22 protein-coding genes and 1 tRNA gene are annotated in these 23615 nt (G+C 71.9%); 9 read left to right on the forward strand and 14 right to left on the reverse strand.

The window, feature by feature from the left end:
• Positions 1-83: 83 nt before the first annotated feature.
• The 3 genes from OG429_RS16660 to OG429_RS16670 are packed head-to-tail and all read right to left on the reverse strand — an operon-like array spanning position 84 to position 3513.
• Positions 84-977: an SDR family oxidoreductase gene (locus OG429_RS16660; RefSeq protein ID WP_328926103.1), complete on the reverse strand. Its 894-nt coding sequence runs from the start codon at positions 975-977 to the stop codon at positions 84-86.
• Positions 974-1909: an alpha/beta fold hydrolase gene (locus OG429_RS16665; RefSeq protein WP_328926104.1), complete on the reverse strand. Its 936-nt coding sequence runs from the start codon at positions 1907-1909 to the stop codon at positions 974-976. The genes OG429_RS16660 and OG429_RS16665 overlap by 4 nt, the downstream gene beginning before the upstream one ends.
• Positions 1906-3513, reverse strand: coding sequence for a flavin-containing monooxygenase (locus OG429_RS16670; protein ID WP_328930302.1), 1608 nt, complete (start codon positions 3511-3513; stop codon positions 1906-1908). Before OG429_RS16670 ends, OG429_RS16665 begins: the two co-directional genes overlap by 4 nt.
• A gap of 159 nt (positions 3514-3672) precedes the next feature.
• Between OG429_RS16670 and OG429_RS16675 the strand changes: the two genes are divergently transcribed.
• A complete protein-coding gene (locus OG429_RS16675; RefSeq protein ID WP_328926105.1) occupies positions 3673-4362 on the forward strand; it encodes a MerR family transcriptional regulator in 690 nt (229 codons plus the stop codon).
• Here OG429_RS16675 and OG429_RS16680 read toward each other — a convergent pair.
• Positions 4344-5147, reverse strand: a complete 804-nt coding sequence (locus OG429_RS16680) for an exodeoxyribonuclease III (RefSeq protein ID WP_328926106.1) — start codon at positions 5145-5147, stop codon at positions 4344-4346. The two genes, OG429_RS16675 and OG429_RS16680, sit on opposite strands and share 19 nt — an antisense overlap.
• A gap of 38 nt (positions 5148-5185) precedes the next feature.
• On the opposite strand from OG429_RS16680, the gene OG429_RS16685 reads away from it, so the two are divergent.
• Positions 5186-5689, forward strand: a complete 504-nt coding sequence (locus OG429_RS16685; RefSeq protein ID WP_328926107.1) for a GNAT family N-acetyltransferase — start codon at positions 5186-5188, stop codon at positions 5687-5689.
• Positions 5690-5875: 186 nt separating this feature from the next.
• Here the strand turns inward: OG429_RS16685 and OG429_RS16690 are convergent, their stop codons facing one another.
• The gene (locus OG429_RS16690; protein WP_328926108.1) at positions 5876-7222 is read right to left on the reverse strand and encodes a CoA transferase; all 1347 of its coding nucleotides are present in this window, start codon (positions 7220-7222) and stop codon (positions 5876-5878) included.
• A gap of 75 nt (positions 7223-7297) precedes the next feature.
• On the opposite strand from OG429_RS16690, the gene OG429_RS16695 reads away from it, so the two are divergent.
• Positions 7298-8284 carry an aldo/keto reductase gene (locus OG429_RS16695; RefSeq protein ID WP_328926109.1) on the forward strand — a complete coding sequence of 329 codons (987 nt, stop codon included), beginning with the start codon at positions 7298-7300 and terminating at the stop codon, positions 8282-8284.
• Positions 8285-8355: 71 nt separating this feature from the next.
• Here the strand turns inward: OG429_RS16695 and OG429_RS16700 are convergent, their stop codons facing one another.
• The 8 genes from OG429_RS16700 to galU form a co-directional block, all read right to left on the reverse strand.
• A complete protein-coding gene (locus tag OG429_RS16700) occupies positions 8356-8985 on the reverse strand; it encodes a hypothetical protein (protein ID WP_328926110.1) in 630 nt (209 codons plus the stop codon).
• Between the two features lie 275 nt (positions 8986-9260).
• Positions 9261-9334: transfer RNA gene (locus tag OG429_RS16705), tRNA-Ala, on the reverse strand.
• A gap of 78 nt (positions 9335-9412) precedes the next feature.
• Complete coding sequence (gene sepX / locus OG429_RS16710; RefSeq protein WP_328926111.1) at positions 9413-10447, reverse strand: divisome protein SepX/GlpR; 1035 nt, start codon at positions 10445-10447, stop codon at positions 9413-9415.
• Positions 10448-10624: 177 nt separating this feature from the next.
• The gene (locus OG429_RS16715; protein WP_328930303.1) at positions 10625-11245 is read right to left on the reverse strand and encodes a GNAT family N-acetyltransferase; all 621 of its coding nucleotides are present in this window, start codon (positions 11243-11245) and stop codon (positions 10625-10627) included.
• Complete coding sequence (locus OG429_RS16720; protein WP_405681408.1) at positions 11242-11808, reverse strand: MogA/MoaB family molybdenum cofactor biosynthesis protein; 567 nt, start codon at positions 11806-11808, stop codon at positions 11242-11244. Before OG429_RS16720 ends, OG429_RS16715 begins: the two co-directional genes overlap by 4 nt.
• A gap of 20 nt (positions 11809-11828) precedes the next feature.
• Positions 11829-12308 carry a cyclic pyranopterin monophosphate synthase MoaC gene (gene moaC / locus OG429_RS16725; protein ID WP_328926112.1) on the reverse strand — a complete coding sequence of 160 codons (480 nt, stop codon included), beginning with the start codon at positions 12306-12308 and terminating at the stop codon, positions 11829-11831.
• 74 nt (positions 12309-12382) lie between these two features.
• Complete coding sequence (gene glp, locus OG429_RS16730) at positions 12383-13729, reverse strand: molybdotransferase-like divisome protein Glp (RefSeq protein WP_328926113.1); 1347 nt, start codon at positions 13727-13729, stop codon at positions 12383-12385.
• Between the two features lie 4 nt (positions 13730-13733).
• The gene (gene galU / locus OG429_RS16735; RefSeq protein ID WP_328926114.1) at positions 13734-14636 is read right to left on the reverse strand and encodes a UTP--glucose-1-phosphate uridylyltransferase GalU; all 903 of its coding nucleotides are present in this window, start codon (positions 14634-14636) and stop codon (positions 13734-13736) included.
• A gap of 95 nt (positions 14637-14731) precedes the next feature.
• Here galU and OG429_RS16740 point away from each other — a divergent pair, with 95 nt between their 5' ends.
• Positions 14732-15352 (forward strand): 5-formyltetrahydrofolate cyclo-ligase, encoded by a 621-nt coding sequence (locus OG429_RS16740; protein ID WP_328926115.1) that lies wholly within the window; start codon positions 14732-14734, stop codon positions 15350-15352.
• Here OG429_RS16740 and OG429_RS16745 read toward each other — a convergent pair.
• On the reverse strand, positions 15336-18179 hold the full coding sequence (locus tag OG429_RS16745; RefSeq protein ID WP_328926116.1) for a penicillin acylase family protein: 2844 nt from the start codon (positions 18177-18179) through the stop codon (positions 15336-15338). The two genes, OG429_RS16740 and OG429_RS16745, sit on opposite strands and share 17 nt — an antisense overlap.
• Before the next feature lie 307 nt (positions 18180-18486).
• Here OG429_RS16745 and OG429_RS16750 point away from each other — a divergent pair, with 307 nt between their 5' ends.
• The 5 genes from OG429_RS16750 (at position 18487) to OG429_RS16770 (ending at position 23594) form a co-directional block, all read left to right on the forward strand.
• Positions 18487-19962, forward strand: a complete 1476-nt coding sequence (locus OG429_RS16750) for a potassium/proton antiporter (RefSeq protein ID WP_405679790.1) — start codon at positions 18487-18489, stop codon at positions 19960-19962.
• Between the two features lie 423 nt (positions 19963-20385).
• Positions 20386-21795 carry an MFS transporter gene (locus OG429_RS16755; RefSeq protein ID WP_328926117.1) on the forward strand — a complete coding sequence of 470 codons (1410 nt, stop codon included), beginning with the start codon at positions 20386-20388 and terminating at the stop codon, positions 21793-21795.
• Between the two features lie 67 nt (positions 21796-21862).
• Positions 21863-22168 carry an FmdB family zinc ribbon protein gene (locus OG429_RS16760; protein ID WP_328926118.1) on the forward strand — a complete coding sequence of 102 codons (306 nt, stop codon included), beginning with the start codon at positions 21863-21865 and terminating at the stop codon, positions 22166-22168.
• 72 nt (positions 22169-22240) lie between these two features.
• On the forward strand, positions 22241-23074 hold the full coding sequence (locus OG429_RS16765; RefSeq protein WP_328926119.1) for an S-methyl-5'-thioadenosine phosphorylase: 834 nt from the start codon (positions 22241-22243) through the stop codon (positions 23072-23074).
• Positions 23075-23111: 37 nt separating this feature from the next.
• On the forward strand, positions 23112-23594 hold the full coding sequence (locus OG429_RS16770; protein ID WP_328926120.1) for a hypothetical protein: 483 nt from the start codon (positions 23112-23114) through the stop codon (positions 23592-23594).
• Positions 23595-23615: the final 21 nt, after the last annotated feature.

Below are 23615 nucleotides of genomic sequence, written 5' to 3' on the forward strand. Positions count from 1 at the left end.
ACTCCATGAGGGGTGTTGGTGGTGGGGCCTCGACCAGACTTGCACGAGGGAACACAGCACGCATTTCGATCAGTCACTCCCCGCTACCGCGCGGAGGTGCCCCCGGTGCGCGCCTGCTCGTCCGCGGCCCCGCCCGCCCCCACAAGTCCCTTGGAGACACCGGCCAGTCGCGGCTCGAACCGCTTCATCTCGCGCTGCCCGACGGCCCCGATGATCCCGGGCAGGTAGCCGCGCACGCCCTGCATCCCGCGCAGCCACCACTGGGCGTACACGTGCGCCGAGCGCCGCTCGATGCCCGCGACGATCCGGTCGACGGCCGGGCCCAGCGGGTAGGTGCGGTTCGAGGGCCACGGCAGCCGCTGGCGCAGCTCCCGCATGACCTCGTCCCGGTCGGCGCCGCGCACCATGTCGGTGTCGGTCCAGGAGAGGTAGCCGACGCCGACCTTGACGCCCTTGTGGCCGACCTCGGCGCGCAGGCAGTGGGCGAAGGCCTCGACGCCGGACTTGGAGGCGCAGTAGGCGGTCATCATGGGCGCCGGGGTGATCGCGGCGAGCGAGGCGATCTGCAGGAAGTAGCCGCGGCTCTCGGTCAGGACGGGCAGGAAGGCCCGGGCGGTGACGGCCCCGCCGATGAGGTTGACCTCGATCACCCGGCGCCAGGCGTCGGGGTCGGAGTCGGCGAACGGCCCGCCGGAGGCCACGCCCGCGTTGGCGACGACGATGTCGACCTTGCCGAAGCGCTGCTTGACCTCCTGCGCGACCCGGGCCATTGCCTCGTGGTCGGTGACGTCGGCGTACCAGTGTTCGCTGTCGGTGTGCAGCCGCTCGGAGACCTCCTTGAGGGCCTCCGGCTCCAGGCCGACGAGGGCGATCTTCGCGCCGCGCGCGGAGAGTTTGCGGGCGAGCAGTTCGCCGACCCCGCGGGCGGCGCCGGTGACGACGGCGACCTGGCCTTCCAGACTCCTGCGAGCGCTCACGGCGTCTTCTCCTTCTCGGTGGTGTTCGGCGCGGCGAGATACAGCGAGGCCAGCTCGCGCACGGCGTCGGTGACGGCCTCCGGGGCCTCGATCGGTGTCATGTGCCCCATGCCGGTGAGCTCGGTGAGCCCCACGCAGTGCGGGAGCGCGGCCGCGAGCCCGCGGGCGTGCACGACGGGGGTGAGCCGGTCGTCCTTGCCGCCGATGACGGCGGTGGGCACGGTGAGCCGGGCAACGTCTGCGTCCAGGTCCAGTCCGGCCAGCACGTGGGACCACGCGCGGCGGACCGCGGTGGGGCAGGCGTGCACGATACGGGCGCACGCCTCGACCTTGTCGGGCGCGGAACCGGCGCCCATGGTCGCGTACTTGAGGACCTTCTTCGTGACGGGCGTGACGGGCCCGAGCGGGGCGCGGGAGCCGAGGACCGCGCCGGTGATACGCGTCCGCGCGCTCCCGGGGCGCAGGGGCACGACGCGCGCCTCCGCGACCAGCCGGGCGCTGCCGGTGCTGCACAGCAGCGCGGCCGCCACACGTTCGGCGAACTCCGGGCGGGCCGCGGCCGCCATGATCGTCATGCCGCCCATGGAGTGCCCGGCGACGACCGCCCGCTCCCCCGGGGCGAGGGCCGCTTCGAGTACGGCGACCAGGTCGTCGGCGAGGGCGGTGGTGCTGTGCTCCCGGGCGGCGGGGCTGCGCCCGTGGCCGCGCTGGTCGTAGGCGATGACCCGGTGGTCCTCGGCCAGTTCCCGTATCTGGGCGGCCCAGAACGCGGTGGAGCAGGTCCAGCCGTGCGCCAGCACCACGGCCGGCGCGCCCTCGTCCCCGTGGACCTCGACGTGCAGCCGGGCCCCGTCGGCGGAGACGGCGGCGAACTCGCGGCGCGCGACCGGGGGCGCGTACCGGCCGGTGGTGACGTGCGGCGGGCGGCTCACGCGGCGCTCTCCTCGGCGGTGACTTCGGCGGTCGCCTCGACGCTCGCCTCGGCTGTTGTCCCGGCTGCCTTCGCGGCGACCCTCGCGGCGCCCCTGGAGGCGGCCTTCGCGGCGGCCGGTACAGGCTCGCGGTCCCGGACGCGCAGGACCTCGTACTCCGAGAGGTCGACGCCCCTCGTCTCTTTGCGGAACTCGCCGGTCGTGCCGGGCCAGACGGTGGTGTTGCGGCCCCGGGCGTCCAGGTACCAGCTGGTGCAGCCGCCGGTGTTCCACACCGTGCGCTCCATCCGGGCCTGCACGTGCCGGTTCCACTTGTTGACGGCGGACGGCCTGGCCGCGAGCGCGACCCGCCCTCCCAGCACGCTCAGCTGCCGCAGGTAATCGGCCATGTAGTTGAGCTGCGACTCGATCATCAGGATCATCGAGCTGTTCCCGAGCCCGGTGTTCGGGCCGATGATCGTCATCCAGTTGGGGAAGCCGGCCGCGGTGGCCCCGCGCAGCGCCTGCATCCCGTCCTTCCACTCGTCCGCGAGGGTCATGCCCTCCGCGCCCACCACCCGGTCCGCGATCGGCATGTCCGTGACGTGGAAGCCGGTGCCGAAGACGATCGCGTCGACCTCTGTCTCCGTCCCGTCGGCGGCGACCAGCACCGAGCCGCGGATCTCCTTCAGCCCGGAGGCGACCAGGTCCACATCGGGCCGGGCCAGGGCCGGGTAGTACTCGCTGGAGAGCAGGATCCGCTTGCAGCCGATCCGGTACGAGGGGGTCAGCTTGGCGCGCAGCGCCGGGTCCTTGATCGAGCGCGCCATGTTGGCCTTGGCGAGCGATTCGATGAGCCCGAGCTGGTTCGGCCGCTTGGTGAAGGCGCTGACCTGGAGTTCCCGGATGCCCCACAGCAGCCCGCGCCGCGCCGCCCGGGTGAACGGCAGCTGGCGGTGCAGCCAGCGCTCGACGGCGGTGATGGCCCGGTCGGTGCGCGGCATCACCCACGGCGGGGTCCGCTGGAAGAGCGTCAGGCGCTCCACCTCGGGGGCGATGGCCGGCACGATCTGGATGGCGGAGGCACCCGTACCGATCATGGCGACGCGCTTGCCGCGGAGGTCGTAGTCGTGGTCCCAGCGCGCGGAGTGGAAGACCTTGCCGGGGAACTCGGCGAGCCCGGGGATCTCCGGCATCTTTGGGTCGGACAGCGGCCCGGTCGCCGACACCACCACGTCGGCGGTGAGCGCACCGGCGGAGGTCTCGATCTCCCAGCGCAGCGCGTCCGCGTCCCAGCGCATCACCCGGACCTCGGAGTCGAGGCGGATGTGCGGGCGCAGGCCGAAGGTGTCGGCGACGTGCTCCAGGTAGGCGCGGATGGCCGGCTGTCCCGAGAAGGTCCGGGGCCAGTCGGGATTGGGCGCGAAGGAGAAGGAGTACAGGTGGGAGGGGACGTCGCAGGCGCACCCGGGGTAGCTGTTGTCGCGCCAGGTCCCGCCGACCGAGTCGGCCCGCTCCAGTACGACGAAGTCGGTGATCCCCTCGCGTCGCAGTCGCACGGCCGCGCCGAGCCCGCCGAATCCGGACCCGATCACCGCCACGCGTACGTGCTCACGTTGTGCGATGTCACTGCCGTTCATGCCGCCCATGCCCGCCGCCTTCCGCATCCGCGCCCGCAACACTGCCAGCAATCACTGGCACAATCGGGAGAGTAGAGCAGCCCCGTACTCATGGGTAGGGGTCACACCCGGAAAGTTACTGCTGGTACGCCATAGGCTGCGGCTGTGGCGAAGGAAGAGACGGAAGCGAAGACAGTGCGCGAGTACCGCACGGAGGAACTGGCCGAGGCGGCGGGCATCCCCGTCCGCACCCTGCGCTTCTACCGCGAGCGCAAGCTCCTGCCGCCACCGCGCCGCGAGGGCCGCATCGCCTGGTACGACGACCACCACCTGGCCCGGCTGCGCACCATCGCCGCCCTGCTGGAGCGCGGCCACACCCTCGGCGGCATCGCGGAGCTGACCGCCGCCTTCGAGAGCGGCCGCGACGTCAGCCAGCTCGGTCAGCTGCTCGGCATCGGCTGGTCGGAGGAGACCCCGGTCCGGCTGACCCCGGAGGCGCTGGCCGACTACTTCGAGGGCGAGGTCACCCCGGAGAACCTGGCGGCCTCGCTCGACCTCGGCTACCTCGCCACCGACGGCGACGAGATCGTGCACGTCAGCCGGCGCCTGCTGGACGTCTCCTCGGCCCTGGTCCGCGAGGGCGTCCCGCTCTCGGCCGTCCTGGAGACGGGCCGCCGCGTGCGCGAGCACGCGGACGCGATGGCGGCCCTGTTCACCGAGCTGATCACGGTCCACATCTCGCAGGATGCCCTCCCGCGCCTGCGCCCGCTGGCCAAGAGCGTGGTCGAGGCCGAACTGGCGATGGCGATGGACCGCCTCCTGGCGTCCGGATCCGGTCAAACACCCAGCTCGTAGACGACGGTCACGGGCGCGTGGTCGGACCAGCGCTCGGGGTGCGTCTCGGCGCGCTCGACGAACGCCTTCACCGCCTTCGCGGCCAGCCCGGGCGTCGCGACCTGGAGGTCGATGCGCCAGCCGGCGTCGTTGTCGAAGGCCCGCCCACGGTAGGACCACCAGGAGTACGGGCCCTCCGTGTCGGGGTGCAGCGCGCGCACCACGTCGACATAGCCGGCGTCGCCGTACACCTTCCCCAGCCACTCCCGCTCCTCGGGGAGGAAGCCCGCGTTCTTCCGGTTGGTCTTCCAGTTCTTGAGGTCGGCTTCCTGGTGGCAGATGTTCCAGTCGCCGCAGACCACGACCTCGCGGCCGTCCGCGGCGGCCCGCGCCTTCAGCGCCCGGAGGTAGGTGTGGAACTCCGCCATGAACCGGTACTTCTCGTCCTGCTTCTCGGTCCCGGCCTCGCCGGAGGGCAGGTAGAGGCTGGCGACCGTCACACCGGGCAGATCGATCTCCAGGTACCGCCCGCTGGCGTCGAACTCGTCACTCCCGAATCCGACCTGCACCCGCTCGGGCGCGCGGCGCGTGTACAGCGCGACCCCGGCCCGTCCCTTGGCGGCGGCCGGCGCGAACACGGTGTGCCAGCCCGCGGGAGTCCGGACCTCCTCCGGGATCTGCCCCTCCTCGGCCCGTACCTCCTGAAGGCAGACCACATCGGCGTCGGATCCTTCGAGCCACGCCCCGAAGCCCTTCTTGGCGGCGGCGCGGATCCCATTCACATTCACGGAGGTCACGGTGAGCATCCCTGCACCTTAGCGGGATGGTTCCGTACGATATTCAAATGTCTCACGGTATAAACCTCCACGCTGTGCCGTACGACCATCCGGACGCGGCCAAGCTCGATGCCCAGGTCCAGCTGGAGTACCAGGCGCGCTACGACGACGGTGAGGGCGACGCCACGTTCCTCGACCCCGCCATGTTCGCCCCGCCGCAGGGCCTCTACCTGCTGGCGTACGACGCCGCGGGCGCCCCGGTCGCCAGCGGCGGGTGGCGCAGCCAGGAGCTGAACGACGAGGGCTACGCGGACGGCGACGCCGAGCTGAAGCGCATGTACGTCATACCGGAGGCCCGCGGCCTGGGCCTGGCCCGCCGGATCCTGGCAGTCCTGGAGGACGACGCCCGCGCGGCGGGCCGTACCCGGATGGTCCTGGAAACGGGCGACCAGCAGCCGGAGGCGATCGCCCTCTACCTGTCGTCCGGCTACGCCCTGTCTGCCAAGTTCGGCTACTACCGCTTCCACGACTCCAGCCGCTGCATGACGAAGCCGCTCCACAGCCAGGACTAAGCGGCCTCGGGGAAGCGGGGTGCGTTTCCGCGTCGTCCGGTGCGGTGCATCGCAAGGCGGAGCAGTGCCGTTGTACTGGACGTACTCGGGTACTGCGACAACGCGGCGAGGTGCCGTGCCTGGGGGCACCTCCCAGCGGTAGCTGGGGAAGCGGCACGGGGACGTGCCCCACTTCCCCGAGGCGGCTCAGGGCCGGCGCGGGAGCCAGGCGGCGCGATCCGTGCCCCAGCGGGACGGACCCGCCGCCCAGTCCCCGAAGGGACTGATGGCGTACCGCAGCCGTCCGTATCCCGAGTCCGTTTCCCGGAGCCACGGCCGCGCCGAGTAGCCCGGTGCGCCGGGCCCGGCCGCCGGGACGTCGCGGGCCAGCCACGACGCCGTTCCCGCCAGCGAGAACCGCAGCGCGCGCCCGCGCCCGTCCGCCAGCGCCCTCAGCACCCCGGCCGCCACCAGGTATCCCGTGCCGTGGTCGAGCGCCTGCGCCGGCAGCACCCCCGGCACGCCGTCCGGACCGGCGTACCGGGCGGCGATCCCGTAGCCCGCCTGGACCAGCGAGTCGAACCCCCGCCGGCCGGCCCACGGCCCGTCCCAGCCCCACGCGCACAGCTGGGCCACCACCAGCCCCGGCCGCCGCTCCAGCAGCTGCGCCGCCCCGAGCCCGTGCCGCTCCAGAGCCCCCGGCCGGTAGCCCGTCACCACCACGTCCGCCTCGGACAGCAGCCCCTCGAACACCGCCCGGTCCGCCGTGGCCGCGAGGTCCAGCAGCGCCGATCGCTTGCCGAATCCGGTGTCCGCGTACGCGTCGGCCGCCTCCGGCAGCCCGGGCGGGTCGATCCGGAGCACGTCCGCGCCCAGCAGCCCGAGCGTGCGCGTCGCGACCGGCCCCGCGATCACCCGGGTCAGGTCCAGCACCCTCACCCCGGCCGCCGGCAGCCCCGCGGGGGCCGGCCCCAGCGGCCGGCCCTGCGCCCCGGATTCCTCCGCGGCCTCGACCAGCGGCCGCGGGTCCCCGTACTCCCGCGCCACGGCCACCGCGAGGCCGCCCTCCCCGTACACGCGTTCCTGCACCTCTGCGGCCGCCCGGCCCGCCACGGCGGCCCGTACCGCCTCCGGCGTCGCGGACGGCAGCCGCAGTGCCCGTACCAGCGCGGCCTCGTGGTGCGGATAGTTGGCGTGGGTGCGCACCCAGCCGTCGGCCGCCCGCCAGAAACCGGACAGCGGCGCGAAGCCCACCGGCTCCCGCCCCCGCACCCGCAGGTGCCGCTCGCTGACGAAGGCCGTCGCGACCGCGCCCTCGTCCACGACGGGCGGGGCCGCGTCGCCGGCCCCGCCCCCGGCCCGTACGGCGGCCAGCTCCGCCGCGGCCAGCGCGCACGCCCCGACCGTGGCCCGCGCCAGCTCCCGTACGGGCAGCGGCCCCCGCCCCAGCCCCGGCGCCCCTCGGTACCGCACCCGCCCGGCGAGCTCCGGTGCCCCGCCGAGCGCGACCCACGCCTGCGCCGTCGCGCCGTCCCGCCCGCTCGTGATCGTCATGGGATCCATTCAACCCACTCAACACCCTTGCGGCTTGGATAGGTTGTGCGGATCCCGCTCTCGAAAGGCACCACCGTGAAATATCGCGTCATCGGCTCGGCGCCCGCAACGCGCCGCGAAGTGAGCGTGCTGAGCCTCGGCACCATGACCTTCGGCACCACCGTCGACGAGGCCACCTCGTACGCGATCCTCGACCGGTTCGCGGAGGCGGGCGGCACCTTCATCGACACCTCCAACAACTACGCCTTCTGGGTGAACGGCACGCAGGGCGGCGAGAGCGAGGAACTGGTCGGCCGCTGGCTGCGCAACCGCGGCATCGGCGACGAGATCACCGTCGCCACCAAGCTCGGCGCCCGCCCCAACCAGCCGACCAGCGGTTTCAGCCTCGACGTGGAGGGCCTGTCCGCCAAGGTCATCCGCGAGTCCGCGGAGCGCAGCCGCGAGCGTCTCGGCATCGAGCGCATCCACCTGCTGTACGCGCACGTCATGGACGAGAACACCCCGCTGGAGGAGACCGTCCGGGGATTCGCCGAGGTCGTCGCGGACGGCACGGCCGGCCTGCTCGGCGCGAGCAACCACTGGGCCTGGCGCGTGGAGCGCGCCCGTACGCTGGCCGCCGCGGCCGGCGTACCGGGCTACGAGGTGCTCCAGCACCACCACAGCTACCTGCGCCAGCGCACCGACATCCCCAGCCTGCGCTCGCCCGACGGCAACCAGGGCCTGGTCAGCGGCGACCTGCTCAGCTACCTCCGGGACAACCCGTCGCTCACGCAGGTCTCGTACTCCCCGCTGATCGCGGGCGCCTACGTACGCGACGACAAGCCGCTCGGCCCCGGCTTCGAGCACGCGGGCACCGAGCCCCGCCTGCGCGCGGTCCGCGAGGTCGCCGCCGAGACCGGCGCCACCGTCAACCAGGTCGTCCTGTCCTGGCTGATGGGCGGCGGCATCCCGGTGCTCCCGCTGGTCGGCGCCTCCTCGGTGGCCCAGCTGGAGGAGAGCCTGGGCGCGGTGGAACTCGAACTGACGGCGGAGCAGCGCGCCACGCTCGACTCGGTGAACTGACGGCCGAAGTCAGGCAGATCGTTTCCCGTGGGCAGGGCGCTGGGGCCGGAGGCAGGATCAGGGACGCCCGATCATTCGAACTCCGTGCCGAAGTACGGGTCGGGTTCGCCCGTGTAGGGGTCGATGCCGGACTCCCAGCGCCGTTGCTCCTCGCGCCAGTGGACGAAGTGCGGTGCGGGCTCTCCCCAGAGGGACGCATCGCTGAGCGGGCACTCGTCGAAGCCCTCGACGAACAGACGGCGGAGGAACTCCGCCATACCGCAGTCGTAGATCTTCCAGTGGGGCCGGCCGTGCCGTTCCCACACGATGACCGGCCAGTGGTCGGGGTCCTCGTCAACGGCGACCCAGCCGAGGATGTCGGCTCCGCAGCTGACACCCCACGCGATGACGGAGTCAGGGCCGGCGGTGGTTCCGTCGGGGCCTCCTTCGGTCGCCCATAGGTGCCGCATGGTGGCGGTCTCACCCGCCATGCTCCCGAGTTCCTGCCCGAAGGCCGGCTGCGTGGCCGCTTCGGGAGTGAGGACGCTGAACGCGTCATCGATGCCCCCGGCTCCGTAAGTGGTCATGAAGGCTCTGTAGTCGGACGGGAATCCGACCCGCCACGCTCCTCGCAGCGCGTCCCAGTCCACCTGCTCATCCGCACCGTCATGGGCCGGCATGACGGCCAGGAGTGCGGCGAGACGTGTTTCTTCAGGAGACATGGCCCCTCCAGCGGTGTGTACGTCCGCCGCAACGTATCCGGCGTCACGGACATCGGGCCTCCAGGGGCATGGAAGCGGAGCAGCGCCCCGCCGCCCCTCGCGCACCCGAGCCACCGCGAACCCCAGGCCGGTCCTCCGCCGGGCAACCGCCCGGGTTCCCGCCCGCGTTCGGACATCACCTCGAACGCACCCACAAACGCCGAGATCCCGCCCAGCCTTTCGGCTGAACGGGATCTCGTGACGATTCCCGAGAGCTACTCGAGAACTGTCGTCTGTGGACCTGTGGGGATTTGAACCCCAGACCCCCTCGATGCGAACGAGGTGCGCTACCAGACTGCGCCACAGGCCCTTGCGACGTGTGAAACATTAGCATCCCCACGCGGGTGCTCCAAAACCGGTATCGGGGAGCGTCCGCGCAGGTCACCGATCACTCGTTCGCGGCCCGCGGCCGGCCGTCGCTCTCGTACTGGTCGAAGAGCGGGGTACGGCCGCGCTCGCGGCCGCGCGGGCGCGGGGTGCTCGGGGTCTTCGGCTCCGGCTTGGGGGCCCCGGGCTGGGCGCGCAGGCGCGGCTCCGTCGGCTCGGCCGTGCTGGAGCGGGTCGGGCTCCACGCGTCCGGGGACGCCGGGCCCGTGGCGCGCGGGGCGACCGGAGCGGTCACGTACGTGGGCAGCGGGACCGGGACCGGCTCCCAGCTGTCACCGCGGGCGGGGCCGCGTTCGCGCTCGCGCTGCTGGTCCACCCACTCGGCGTGGTCGGTCTGCTCGACCAGCGCGCGCCGTCCGGCTTCCTGCGGGGAGACCGGTGGCGCGGGGTCCGGTTCGGTGTCCGCGGCGGCGGTGTCCTCGGGGTGGCGGCGGCGCGGGCGGTTCTCCCGCAGGTGCCGCGCGGCCGCCTCGGCACGCCGCCGGTCCATCGTGAACTCGTAGCGCCGCCGCTCCTGCACCCGCAGGTGGACGATGTAGGTGCTCAGCAGCAGGGCCGGCACGGCGGGGGCCCACAGGAAGCGCAGCCCGCCCACCGCGGCGACGACCGCGCCGAGGGTGAAGACGAGGAAGAGGAGCGCGGTCGTGCGCCGACGGCGCGCGAGGACCTGGAGCCGCTGTTCGCGCCGGGCCCGCTCCGCGCGGTGCTCCCGCTCGGCGGTGGCCGGTCTCGGCTCCGCCCTGGTCGGGGGCACGACGACGGCCCGGGCGTCGGCGTCCACGGAATTCACCGTTTCCGTCGCGGCGTCCGGGTCCGCGTGGGGCTGGGGCCCCGCCTGCTCGTCACCGCGCTCACGCAGCCCCTTGGCGTAACGGCGCTCCATTCCCGCCCGGCCGGAAAGCAGCCGAATGGCAGTGGAGAAGCGTTCCGTCGGACGGGCTTCGTTCAGCTCGTCCTGCCTCCGGAGCCACATGGGCACCAAGTAGGCGGCCCAGGCCCCGACAATGACTGCGTAGATGAGGCCGCTGCTGCTCACACATCACACCGTAGAGGGACACGGGCGAGGGGATCGGCCAATTGGGCCGGTGTGTCGCGCGATCTCGCTGATATCACGGACTTTTTTTGTGATTCTTCGGATCAGGTTATGGGCGAATCGGTTCCGCGCCCGCATGAATTCGAACAGATATTCGCCTATGGTTTCAGCGGGCACGGGTCATTTCAGCGACTGCCGGGTCCGGTGCCAGCGGCGCAGCAGGCCGTCCGGCACCTCCTCCACCGTGACCGCGTACACGAGGTGGTCGCGCCAGGCCCCGTCGATGTGCAGGTACCGGGGCCGCAGTCCCTCCTCGCGCAGGCCCAGCTTCTCCACGACGCGCCGGCTCGGCTTGTTCTCCGGGCGGATGCACACCTCGATCCGGTGCAGCCCGACCTTCCCGAAGCAGTGGTCGATCGCGAGCGCGACCGCCGTCGGCATCACACCGCGGCCCGCCACGTCGCGGTCCACCCAGTAGCCGATGTGGCCGGCGCACATCGAGCCCCAGGTGATCCCGGCGACCGTCAGCTGTCCGACGAGCCGGCCCTGGTACTCGATGACGAAGGGCAGCATCCGGCCCGCGTTCGCCTCCGCTCGCAGGTGGCGGACCATCTGGCGGTACGTCGGCCGCTGGATCACCGGCCCCCACGGCGCGGGAGGCGGAATCGTCGCCTCCCACGGACGCAGCCAGTCGCGGTTGCGCCGGTTGGCCTCGCGCCAGGCCTTCTGGTCCCGCAGTTTTATCGGCCGGAGCGTGACGTCGCCGTCCGTCAGGACCGCCGGCCAGGAGGGGCCGTTCAGCTCGTGCTCCCTGGGGCGTCCGCCGGTCTGGGGTGGTCGCCGCCGCGGATCTGCTCCACGGCGTGCGGCAGGAGGCGGGACAGGACGGCGAGGCCGTCGCGCACGCCGCCCGTCGACCCCGGCAGGTTGACGATCAGCGTGCGTCCGGCCACGCCCGCCATTCCCCGGGACAGGGCCGCGGTCGGCACCTTCGCCAGCCCTTCGGCGCGGATGGCCTGCGGGATGCCCGGGATCTCGTAATCCAGCACCGCCGCGGTGGCCTCCGGCGTCCGGTCGGTCGGCGAGATGCCGGTCCCGCCCGTGGTCAGGATGACGTCGTAGCCGGCTGCCACGCCCTCGCGCAGCGCCTGCCCGACGGGATCCCCGTCGGGGACGACCCGGGGGCCGTCCACCTGGAAACCGAGCTTCTCCAGCGCCTCGGCCAGCAGCGGGCCGCCCTTGTCGGCGTACACGCCCTGCGAGGCCCGGTTCGAGGCCGTCACCACCAGGCCGCGCGGCGCGGGGGCCGCGGAGCCGGCAGGGGCGGCGGAGGGTTCGGCCGCCGGGGGGACGTGGCTGTGCACCTCGCCGCCGCGCGGGGCGTTCACGAGCGCGTCCAGTCGCCGGACTTGCCGCCGGTCTTCTCCTCCACCCGGACGTCCGTGATGACCGCGCCCTTGTCGACGGCCTTCACCATGTCGATCACCGTGAGCCCGGCGACCGCGACGGCGGTCAGGGCCTCCATCTCGACGCCCGTGCGGTCGGTCGTCTTCACCGTGGCGAGGATCTCGACGGCGTCGTCGGCGACCGACAGGTCGACCTTCACGCCCGACACCGCCAGCGGGTGGCAGAGCGGGATCAGGTCGGGGGTCTTCTTCGCGCCCATGATCCCGGCGATCCGCGCGGTGGCGAGGGCATCGCCCTTGGGGACGCCCTCGCCGCGCAGCAGCTCGATCACCCGGGGGGAGACGAGTACGCGGCCGCTGGCGCGGGCCGTCCGGGTGGTGACGTCCTTCTCCGAGACGTCGACCATCCGGGCCGCGCCGGCCTCGTCGATGTGGGTCAGCCTGCTCTGCGTACTCATACTCTGCGCGTCGCTTCCGTCCGGGCCCCCGAGGGGCCTGTGTGGTGCAACACGCTACCCGCACCCGCCGGTCCTCAGCTGAGCAGGACCACTTCCAGCTCGCTCCCCGGCTCCACCGAGGTGACGTCCTCCGGTACGACCATCAGCGAGTCCGCGTGGGCCAGCGCGGCGATCAGATGGGAGCCCGATCCGCCGACCGGGCTGACCGTGCCGCCCTGCGCGTCGTACTTGCCCCGCAGGAACTGGCGGCGGCCGGCCGGGGAGCCGAGCGCCTTGTCGGCCTTGAGCACCGCCCGTACGGTCGGCCGGCCCACCTCGGACTCCGGCAGGCCCATGAGGGCGCGGATCGCGGGCCGCACGAACAGCTCGAAGGAGACGTACGAGGACACCGGGTTGCCGGGCAGCGCCAGCAGCGGGGTGTGGTCCGGGCCGATGGTGCCGAAGCCCTGCGGCTTGCCGGGCTGCATGGCGAGCTTGCGGAAGTCGATCCCGCCGCCGTCGATGTCCCCGGCGGCCGCGTCGCCCGCGGACACCGCGGTCAGCGCCTCCTTGACGACGTCGTACGCCCCGACGCTGACGCCGCCGGTGGTGACCAGCAGGTCGGCCCGGATCAGCTGGTCCTCGATCGTGGCGCGCAGGGTGTCGGCGTCGTCCGCGACGGCCCCGACCCGGTAGGCGATGGCCCCGGCGTCCCGTGCGGCCGCGGCCAGCGCGAAGCTGTTGGAGTCGTAGATCGTCCCGGCGGCCAGCGACTCGCCCGGCTGGACCAGCTCGCTGCCGGTGGACAGCACGACCACGCGCGGGCGCGGCCGCACCCGTACGGTGCCGCGCCCGATGGCGGCCAGCAGGGCGATCTGCGGCGGCCCGAGGACCGTGCCGGCCGCCAGGGCCAGGTCGCCGGCCTGTACGTCGCTGCCCCGCGAGCGGACGTGCGCCCGCGCCTCGGCCGCGCGGTGCACCCGCACCTCGCCGCCCGCGCCCTCGGGGGCGGCGCTGGCCGGGGTCATCCCGGAGGCCGCGCCTTCACCCGTACCGCCGTCGGTCCACTCGACCGGTACGACGGCTTCGGCACCGGGCGGCAGCGGGGCGCCGGTCATGATGCGGGCGGCCTCGCCGGGGCCCACGGTGGGCAGCTCGCCGCTGCCCGCCGCGACGTCCCCGATGACCGTCAGCACCGCGGGGAACTCCTCGCTCGCACCCTGGACGTCGGCCGTACGGACGGCGTAGCCGTCCATGGAGCTGTTGTCGAAGGGCGGGAGGGCGACGGGCACGGTGACGTCCTCGACCAGGACACAGCCCTGGGCGTCCAGCAGCTGGAGCTCGATGGGCTCCAGCGGCCGGACGGTGGCGAGGACGTCCGCGAGGTGCTCGTCCACGGACCACAGACGGTGGCCGGTGTCCTGCGGTGCGGAACTGGTCAAGGTGCTACATCTCCTCCGTGACGTAACGGTGAAGCCAGGTGCGGAACTCCGGGCCCAGGTCCTCACGCTCACACGCGAGGCGGACGATGGCCCGCAGGTAGTCGCCGCGGTCGCCGGTGTCGTAGCGGCGGCCCCGGAAGACCACTCCGTGCACCGGACCGCCGATGGTCTCGTCGGCGGCCAGCTTCTGCAGGGCGTCGGTGAGCTGGATCTCCCCACCTCGGCCCGGCTCGGTCTCCCGCAGTATGTCGAAGATCGCGGGGTTGAGGACGTAACGTCCGATGACCGCGTAGTTGCTGGGGGCGTCCTCGGGCTCCGGCTTCTCGACGAGGCCGGTGATCCGGACCACGTCCTCCTCGCCGGTGGCCTCGACGGCGGCGCAGCCGTAGAGGTGGACGCTGGCCGGGTCCACCTCCATGAGGGCGATGACGGTGCCGCCGGTGCGGGCGTAGATGTCCGACATCTGACGCAGCAGCGGGTCGCGCGGGTCGATCAGGTCGTCGCCGAGCAGGACGGCGAAGGGCTCGCGGCCGACGTGCGGCTCGGCGCACAGCACGGCGTGGCCGAGGCCTCGCGGGTCGCCCTGGCGGACGTAGTGCATGGTGGCCAGGTCGCTGGATTCCTGGACCTTCTTCAGCCGGTCGTCGTCGCCCTTGGCGATGAGGGCCGACTCCAGCTCGTAGTTCCGGTCGAAGTGGTCTTCCAGCGCACGCTTGTTACGCCCAGTGATCATCAGTATGTCGTCGAGCCCGGCCGCCACGGCCTCCTCGACCACGTACTGGATGGCCGGCTTGTCCACAACGGGGAGCATTTCCTTCGGGGTCGCCTTGGTCGCCGGAAGGAAGCGAGTGCCGAGGCCAGCAGCCGGAATCACGGCCTTCTTGATCACGGGGTGCAACATAGTCATGCCCCGAACGATAGTGGGTCCTGCCGAACGCCAGCCCAGATCCCGGTAGGTAGGTCCACTTATGTGCCGATTTCACGACGAGATTTGAATCCCCTGTGACAGAGAACCCGCGCCCCGTCTCCGCCAAGGCGCAGCTGCGCCGAGAACTCCTCGCCGCCCGCCGCGCCTTGTCCCCCGAGACCTGCAGTACGGCGGCCACCGCGCTCGCCGTCACCGCACTGGACCTGCCCGAACTGGCCGACGCCCGCACGGTCGCGGCGTACGTCTCCGTCGGCACGGAGCCCGGCACCCGCGCCCTGCTCGACGCCCTGCGCTCGGCCGGCAAGCGGGTGCTGCTCCCCCTGCTGCTGCCCGACAACGACCTCGACTGGGCGGCGTACGAGGGTCCGGGCAGCCTCGCCGAGGCCGCGCACCCGGGGAAGATGCGGCTGCTGGAGCCGACCGGACCGGCGCTCGGGCCGGACGCGGTGACGGCGGCCGACGCCGTACTGCTGCCCGGGCTCGCGGTGGACGCGCGCGGGATGCGCCTGGGCCGCGGCGGGGGCTCGTACGACCGGGTCCTGGAGCGGCTGGAGCGCGCCGGGGCGGATCCCGCGCTGGTCGTGCTCCTCTACGACGACGAGGTGGTCGCGCGGGTCCCGGAGGAACCGCACGACCACCCCGTTCAGGCGGTGGCCACCCCGTCGGGGGTGGTCCGTTTCACGGCTTCAGCGTGAGGGTGTCGACCGTGGCCTTGTCGACCGCGTCCTTCCCGAAGGGCCAGTCGAGCAGTTCGCCCTTGGCCCACATCGTCGTCTGGTCCGTGTAGTTGCCGTTGTACGCGTGACCCGAGGCGCCCGTCAGGTTGATCCAGCGGGACTTGTCGAGGTCGTTGAGGTTGACGACCATCCGCATCGACGGCACCCAGGTGACCCCGTAGCCGCTGGAGGCGTTCCACCCGGTCGCGTTGACGGTGGCCTCGCCGCCGCCCAGGTTCCACGGGCCGCGGTTGAGGAGCCACTGCATGAAGCCGGGGCCCTCCTTGCCGATGGTCTGGTTCTTCAGCGTCAGCTGGTGCAGCCGGCCCCAGCTCCAGGTGGACTGGTCCTTGCCGAGCTTGGCGGTCAGCTCCCACCGGGCGTCGTGCATGGCCCGGGCGAACAGCTCGTCGCGGGTGGCGGTCGCCGGCTGGGTGAAGCCCTTCTTGGGCGAGGACCACCACTGCGACTTCTCGTCCTTGACCAGGCGGCGGACCACCTCGAACCAGCGGTCGCCGCCGTCCGGCTGCGCCGAGTCGGGGCCGCGGGTACCGCATTCGCGGACCACTTCGGCGAGCTCGTCGGCCGGGCCCCTGCTGTCGGCGCGGACGTTCATGCAGCTGCCCTCGATGCGCAGCTCCTTGGGCATCTTGTCGCCGAAGGCCAGCTTGAGGATGTTGCGCCAGACCGCGTTGAAGTAGGCGGCGGCCGCCGAGTCGGGCTCCTGGGTGTAGTTCCATCCGTCCAGGAGCTTCTGCGCGGAGCGCACGTCCGGGTCGGAGACCTCGATCTTGGCCAGCATCGGGGTCAGCAGCGCGGCGATCTCGCTGCTGTTGTCCATCTGCATGGCCCGCATGTCGTCGGTCGAGATCTTGCCGCTGTCCTTGATCTTCGCCTCGATGAGGTCGTTGATCCGCTGGCTGCGGGCGCCGTAGCCCCAGTCGGTGGTCAGCATGTAGGGGTACTTGCCCGAGCCGGTGCCGGACTCCACGACCGCCTGGTTGGCGGTGACGATGTAGCCGCGGGACGGGTTGAAGTCCCAGGGCATCTCGTTCTGCGGGATGTATCCGGCGTTGCCGTCCTTGCCGCCCTTCCAGGCGTACTTGGAGTCCCAGCCGGGGGCCGGCATGCGGCCGTCGCCCTGGCTGCGGACCGGGATCCGGCCGGGGGCCTGGTAGCCGATGTTGCCCTTGCCGTCGGCGTAGATCAGGTTCTGGGAGGGGACCTCGAAGTCCGCGGCCGCCTCCCGGAAGGACTTGAAGTCCTTGGCCTTGTCCAGCTTGAAGACCGCGTCCATCGACTTGCCCGCGTCCAGGGCGGTCCAGCGCAGGGCGACGGCGTAGCCGTTGCCGCGGTCGGGGGCCGAGCTGCCCACCGGGGCGCGGGCGCCGACCGTGGCGAGGTCGTCGCTGCGGTCGGAGACCAGCGGGCCGTTGTTCGTGGTGCGGACGGTCATCTTCTTGCTGGCGCCGCCCGCGACCTTGATGACCTCTTCGCGGGTCTCGAAGGGGACCACCCTGTTGTCGTAGACGTAGCCCTCGGGCTTCACCTGCTCCAGGTAGAGGTCGGTGACGTCCGCGCCGAGGTTGGTCATGCCCCAGGCGATGTCGGCGTTGTGGCCTATGACCACGCCGGGCATGCCGGAGAAGGTGTAGCCCGCCACGTCGTACTGGCACTGGGGCGAGGCCGTGCGGCAGTGCAGGCCCATCTGGTACCAGACCGAGGGCAGCTGCGGGGACAGGTGCGGGTCGTTCGCGAGCAGCGGCTTGCCGGTGGTCGTGTAGCGGCCGGAGATCACCCAGGAGTTCGATCCGATGCCGCTGCCGTTGGGGCCGAGGATCGCGGGGATCTCGTCCAGGGTCTTGGCGAGGGAGGTCAGCTGGGTGCGCAGGCCCACGGTCGCGCCCTGGGCGGTGGCGTTGTCGGCGAGGCCGGACGCGGTGCTGGTGGCGGTGCCGGTGCCCGTTCCCGTGGAGGTCTGGGAGCCCGTGGCGGAGGCGGAGCCGCCGCCCGTCGAACCGGAGCCGCCGGAGCCGCCGGGGCTCTGGGGCGCGTACTTGCCGCCCTCGACCTTGCCGCCCTCGACGATCGGCTTGTTCCGGTCGAAGGGGTACGGCGGGTAGAGCTCGTCGATCTGCGCCTGCGAGAGCTTGCTCGACATCAGCGCGCGGTCGATCTCGTCCTGCATGTTGCCGCGCAGGTCCCACGCCATCGCCTTGAGCCAGGCCACCGAGTCCACCGGCGACCACTGCTCGGGCTGGTAGTCGTCGCTGAGCTTGAGGGCGGCGTGCTCGACGGAGAGGTCCTTGCCGGACTTCCCCTTCAGGTACGCGTTGACCCCGTCGGCGTAGGCCTGGAGGTTCTTCTTCGTCTCTTCCGAGAGCTTCTTGTCGTACTCGGTCTGGGCGACCTGGCGCCAGCCCAGCGTGCGCAGGAAGGCGTCGGTCTCGACCTGGCCGGAGCCGAACATCTCCGAGAGCCGCCCCGACGTCATGTGACGGCGAACGTCCATCTCCCAGAACCGGTCCTGCGCGTGCACGAAGCCCTGTGCGCGGAAGAGGTCGTCGTCGTTGTCGGCGTAGAGCTGGGGAATGCCGTGGGCGTCGCGTTTGACCTCGACGGTCCCGGTGAGGCCCGGCACCTTGAGAGAGCCGGTGGTCTGGGGGAAGGAGGCGCGCACGCTGTCGACGCCCCAGTACGCCCCGTAGCCGAGGCCCGCGAAGAGAGCCAGGACCAGGACGAGCACGATCAGACGGGCGCGTCGTCCCTTCTTCTTGACGGGAGGAGCGGTTTCGTTGGCGGGCATCGCTGTCCTTAGAGGGGCAGGGTGGTCCTGGGAGTGCTGGGAGCAACCATAGGCGCAGGACCGTACCCGTTGATCCGCCAGGGTGGAGAGCCGGATTCGGCGGGACGCGGACCGGCATCCGAGGACAGGGCCGAACATGCGTTTCACAATGTGGTTATCACGTAAAAACTCCGTCAAAGATTAGGTAAGGTAACGAAGTACTTGCCGACATATGCCACCGGCGGACGGATCCGTCGGCGCGCTTTGAGGAAAGGGCCGCCCGCTGACTGTCCACACGCTCAATGAGCTTCTGCTGGTCTGCTCGCTCGTGCTGCTCATCGCCGTCGCGGCGGTACGCATCTCTTCACGCAGCGGCCTCCCCAGCCTGCTCATCTACCTCGGCATAGGCATCGCGATAGGCCAGGACGGCATCGGGCACGTCGTATTCGACAACGCCGAGCTGACGCAGGTCATCGGCTACGCCGCACTCGTCGTGATCCTCGCCGAGGGTGGTCTGGGCACCAAGTGGAAAGAGATCAAACCGGCCCTGCCGGCCGCGATCGTGCTGTCGCTGGTGGGCGTCGCGGTCAGCGTCGGCGTCACGGCCGCGGGGGCGCACTACCTCGTCGGACTGGACTGGCGCCAGGCACTGCTGATCGGCGCGGTCGTCTCGTCGACCGACGCGGCCGCCGTCTTCTCCGTCCTGCGCAAGGTCCCCCTCCCCTCCCGGATCACGGGCGTCCTGGAAGCGGAGTCCGGCTTCAACGACGCCCCCGTCGTCATCCTCGTCGTGACCTTCTCCACCACCGCCGGACCGGTGGACGACTGGTACGTCCTCGTCGGCAAGATCGCCCTTGAGCTGGCGATCGGCGTCGCGATAGGCCTGACCGTCGGCTTCCTCGGCGCGTACGGCCTGCGGCACGTGGCACTGCCCGCCTCCGGCCTCTACCCGATCGCCGTGATGGCGATCGCCGTGGCCGCGTACGCGGCCGGCGCGCTGGCGCACGGCTCCGGCTTCCTCGCCGTGTACCTGGCGGCGATGGTGCTCGGGAACGCGAAGCTCCCCCACTGGCCGGCCACCCGGGGGTTCGCGGACGGCCTCGGCTGGATCGCGCAGATCGGCATGTTCGTCCTGCTCGGCCTGCTGGTCACGCCGCACGAGCTGGTCAACGACTTCTGGCCCGCCGTGGTCATCGGGCTGGTGCTGACGATGCTGGCGCGGCCGCTGGAGGTCTTCGTCAGCCTGCTGCCCTTCCGGATTCCGTGGCGGGAGCAGGTCCTGATGTCGTGGGCGGGCCTGCGCGGCGCCGTGCCCATCATCCTGGCGACCATCCCGATGGTGTCCGGGATCGAGGGCAGCGACCGCGTCTTCAACATCGTCTTCGTGCTCGTCGTCGTCTACACCCTGGTGCAGGGGCCGACGCTGCCCTGGCTGGCGCGCAAGCTCAGGCTCGGGGAGTCGGAGGAGACCGCTTCCGACCTCGGCATCGAGTCGGCTCCGCTGGAGAAGCTGCGCGGACACCTCCTCTCCTTCGCGATCCCGCCGGCCTCGCGCATGCACGGCGTCGAGGTCAGCGAGCTGCGGCTGCCGCCCGGGGCTTCGGTCACGCTGGTGGTCCGGGACGCGAAGAGCTTCGTACCGATGCCGTCGACCGTGCTGCGGCGCGGGGACGAGCTGCTGGTGGTGGCCACGGATCCGGTGCGGGACGCGGCCGAGGCGCGACTGCGGGCGGTGGCCCGGGGCGGAAAGCTGGCCGGGTGGCTGGGGACGGGCGGGGACGGGTCTCCGCGATCCCGGAGCTGACATCCGGAATCGGACAACACCCGGAATCGGACATTCCGATAGAGGAACAGTTTAGAGCGGCGTTCTAATTCGGCCATTTTCGGTGCACTCTGAACTGCTTTGCCCCTGTTTACCGGGGCCTGGGATGGCGAAGCTCCCGTTAATCGCAGGTGAAGACACACCTTGTCACCGTAATCACAGGGCGTGGTAATGCATCCCCCTGTACGATGAAGGCACACCAGATCGAACCAACTCTGCCTGACGCAGAGCTGGCGCGACCGCAAAGCGGCCGTGGCACCCTCCCGCAGTGGGCGCCCAGGTATCACTCGGTTCTGCGCAAGAGGACAGCTCTCGGGGCTCCCACATGTACGGGTGCGGCCGCTCACAAGGCGAAGCACCGTCCGCAGACGGGGACGCTCTACCAGGCAGCGGAAAGGCAAGGCCGTGACATCCGCGGTCACGACCGACACGTCCGCCCGCCCCGGCTACGGGCAGCTGCTGCGCACACCCGGCGCCCTCGGCTTCGTACTCCCCGGCTTCGCCGCCCGGCTCCCCTTCGGCATGCTGACCATCGGCATGCTGCTGCTCATCCAGCACACCACCGGTTCCTACGGCAGCGCCGGCATCGTCGCCGCCGTCACCGGCGTCTCGATGGCTCTGTCCGCCCCGCTGATGGGCATCTTCACCGACCGCTTCGGCCAGAGCGCCGTCCTGGTCCCCGTCGTGCTCACGCACGCCGCCTCCGTCAGCGGCCTGGCGGCGCTCGCCCTGCTGGACGCGCCGGTCTGGGCGCTGGCGCTCGCCGCCGTACCCGCCGGCGCCTCGGTACCGCAGGTCGGACCGATGGTCCGGGCGCGCTGGGCCGCCAAGCTGGAGGGCTCGCCCCTGCTGCCGACGGCCGCCGCCTTCGAGTCCGTCACCGACGAGTTCACCTTCGTCGTCGGCCCGGTCCTGGCGACCGCGCTGTGCACCGGCGTCCACCCGGCCGCCGGCCTGGTCACCGAGGCCACGCTGACGCTCTTCGGCGGTCTGCTCTTCGCGGCCCGGCGGGCCACCCAGCCCAAGCCGCACGCCCCGTCGGCCGCCGGCGAGAAGCGCGCCTTCGCGCTGTCCTTCCCGGGCCTGCGCGTCCTGATCTTCGCCTTCCTCGGGATCGGCGCCGTCTTCGGCGGCATGCAGGTCTCGCTGGCCGCCTTCTCCAACGAGATCGGCAACCCCGGCGCCAACGGCCTGCTCTACGGCGTCTTCGCGGCCGGCAACATGATCGCCGGCATCGCGATGGGTGCCGTCGCCTGGAAGATCGGCCCGCGTCGCCGCCTGATCCTCGGCTACATCGGCCTCACCGCCGCCGCGTCCGTGCTGTGGGCCGCCCACTCGATGATCCTGCTGGGCCCGCTCGGCCTGGTCGTCGGCCTGTTCATCGCCCCCGCCCTGATCACCGGCTACACGATGGTCGAGCAGCTGGTCCCGGCCAACGCCCGGACCGAGGCGTTCACCTGGCTGACCGGTTCCATCGCCTTCGGGCAGGCCATCGCGGTCACCCTGGCCGGCCGCCTGACGGACGCGCACGGGTCCTCGTACGGCTTCCTGGTGCCGATGGGTGCCACGGCGCTCGCGCTGGCCACGCTGCTGGCGCTGCGCGCGAAGCTGGCGCCGAAGGCTCCGAGCCGGGTCGTGAACGCGTCCGCGCCGGCCGGCGCCGCTGCTGCAGAGGCCGCCGCCCCTACCGAGGCCGCCACCGCGGCCGAGGCGCCGAGCACCGCCCCGCGTACCGCGCGGACCGCCTCGCCGGCCGCCCGGAACCGCGTGAACGAGCGTGGGATGGGTCACCGCGTGCCGGTGACGGTGGACTGATCGACCGGAATACGTCACCATGGAGCGTCGTTAGCACTCATTGAGTCAGAGTGCCAGGAGGATATTCGTGCCGACCTACCAGTACCAGTGCACCGAGTGCGGTGAGGGCCTTGAGGCCGTGCAGAAGTTCACCGATGACGCACTGACCGTGTGCCCGAGTTGTGACGGACGCCTGAAGAAGGTGTTCTCCGCGGTCGGCATCGTCTTCAAGGGCTCCGGTTTCTACCGGAACGACAGCCGTGGCGCCTCGTCGAGCAGCACGCCTGCCTCGAAGCCGGCCTCGTCGTCCACGACGACGGCTGCCGCCGCCCCCGCCGCAGCGTCCTCCTCGACGTCGTCGAGCACGGGCAGCAGCTCGACCTCGGCCGCCTGACCGTTTCCCCCTAGGCCCCGCCCGCCCTGACCGGCAGCGGGGCCTTCGGCATGCCCGGTTAGGGTGGGCCGCATGGTGAACGCAGAGATCGGTGTCATTGGCGGTTCGGGCTTCTACTCGTTCCTGGAGGACGTCTCCGAGATCCAGGTGGAGACCCCGTACGGGCCCCCGAGCGACTCCCTGTACGTGGGTGAGCTGGCCGGCCGCCAGGTGGCCTTCCTGCCCCGGCACGGGCGCAGCCACACCGTCCCGCCGCACAAGATCAACTACCGGGCCAACCTGTGGGCCCTGCGTTCGGTCGGCGTCCGCCAGGTACTCGGCCCGTGCGCGGTCGGCGGCCTGCGGGCCGAGTACGGTCCGGGCACGCTGCTCGTACCCGACCAGCTGGTCGACCGTACGAAGTCCCGGGCGCAGACCTTCTTCGACGGGGAGCCGCTGCCCGACGGCAGCGTCCCGAACGTCGTGCACACCACCTTCGCGGACCCGTACTGTCCGGTGGGGCGCGAGGTGGCGCTGGCGGCGGCACGGGAACGGGACTGGGAGCCGGTGGACGGCGGCACCATGGTCGTCATCGAGGGGCCGCGCTTCTCCACGCGCGCCGAGTCGCGGTGGCACGCGGCGGCGGGCTGGTCGGTGGTCGGCATGACGGGGCACCCGGAGGCGGTCCTCGCTCGCGAGCTGGGGCTCTGCTACACCTCGATGGCGCTGGTCACGGACCTGGACGCGGGCGCGGAGACCGGTGAGGGCGTGTCGCACACGGAGGTCCTGAAGGTCTTCGGCGAGAACGTCGGCCGCCTGCGCGAGGTGCTCTTCGACGCGGTGGCGGCCCTGCCGGCGACGGAATCCCGCGCCTGCCTGTGCACGCACGCCCACGACGGCTGGGACCTGGGCATCGAGCTGCCTTAGCGGAGGCTTTGTCAGCGCCTCGGCCTAGCCTCCACGCATGGGGAATTCAGGGGGGACGGCCGTGGCCCGCGCCACGGTGGAGGAGCTGCGGGAGTTCGCGGCCGAGGCCGGGTTCGGTGCGGCCGGGGGCGGTGAGGAAGCCGCTGAGCTGGGCGGAGGCTGGGTGATGTTGCACGTCGCCGATCAGCCGGCCGGCGGGGCCGCGGCACTGTCGCGACGGACCGGGGCGCCGGTGATCACGGTGGCCTACCTCGACAGCGACGTCGGCTTCGTCGAGGCCGCCACGTTCGCCGGCGGTCACTGGAAGGCCCTGCTGAACCGGGACACGGCACAGGACTACGGGATACCGCTCGACCGGTTCCCCGTCCAGCCGGCCCTTGAGGGCGCGCTCGACTGGGCGGCGGCCGCCGGTCTGACCGCCGACCCGGCGGGAGTCCGGACCGCCCTCACCGGCTCCGAGCCCTTCGCGGAGGACCTCGCCGACCGGCTGCTCACGGCCCTCGGCCTGGACCTCGCGTGATCGGATCCCGCGCCTTCCCGC

It is taken from the genome of Streptomyces sp. NBC_00190 (assembly GCF_036203305.1).
Classification (GTDB): domain Bacteria; phylum Actinomycetota; class Actinomycetes; order Streptomycetales; family Streptomycetaceae; genus Streptomyces.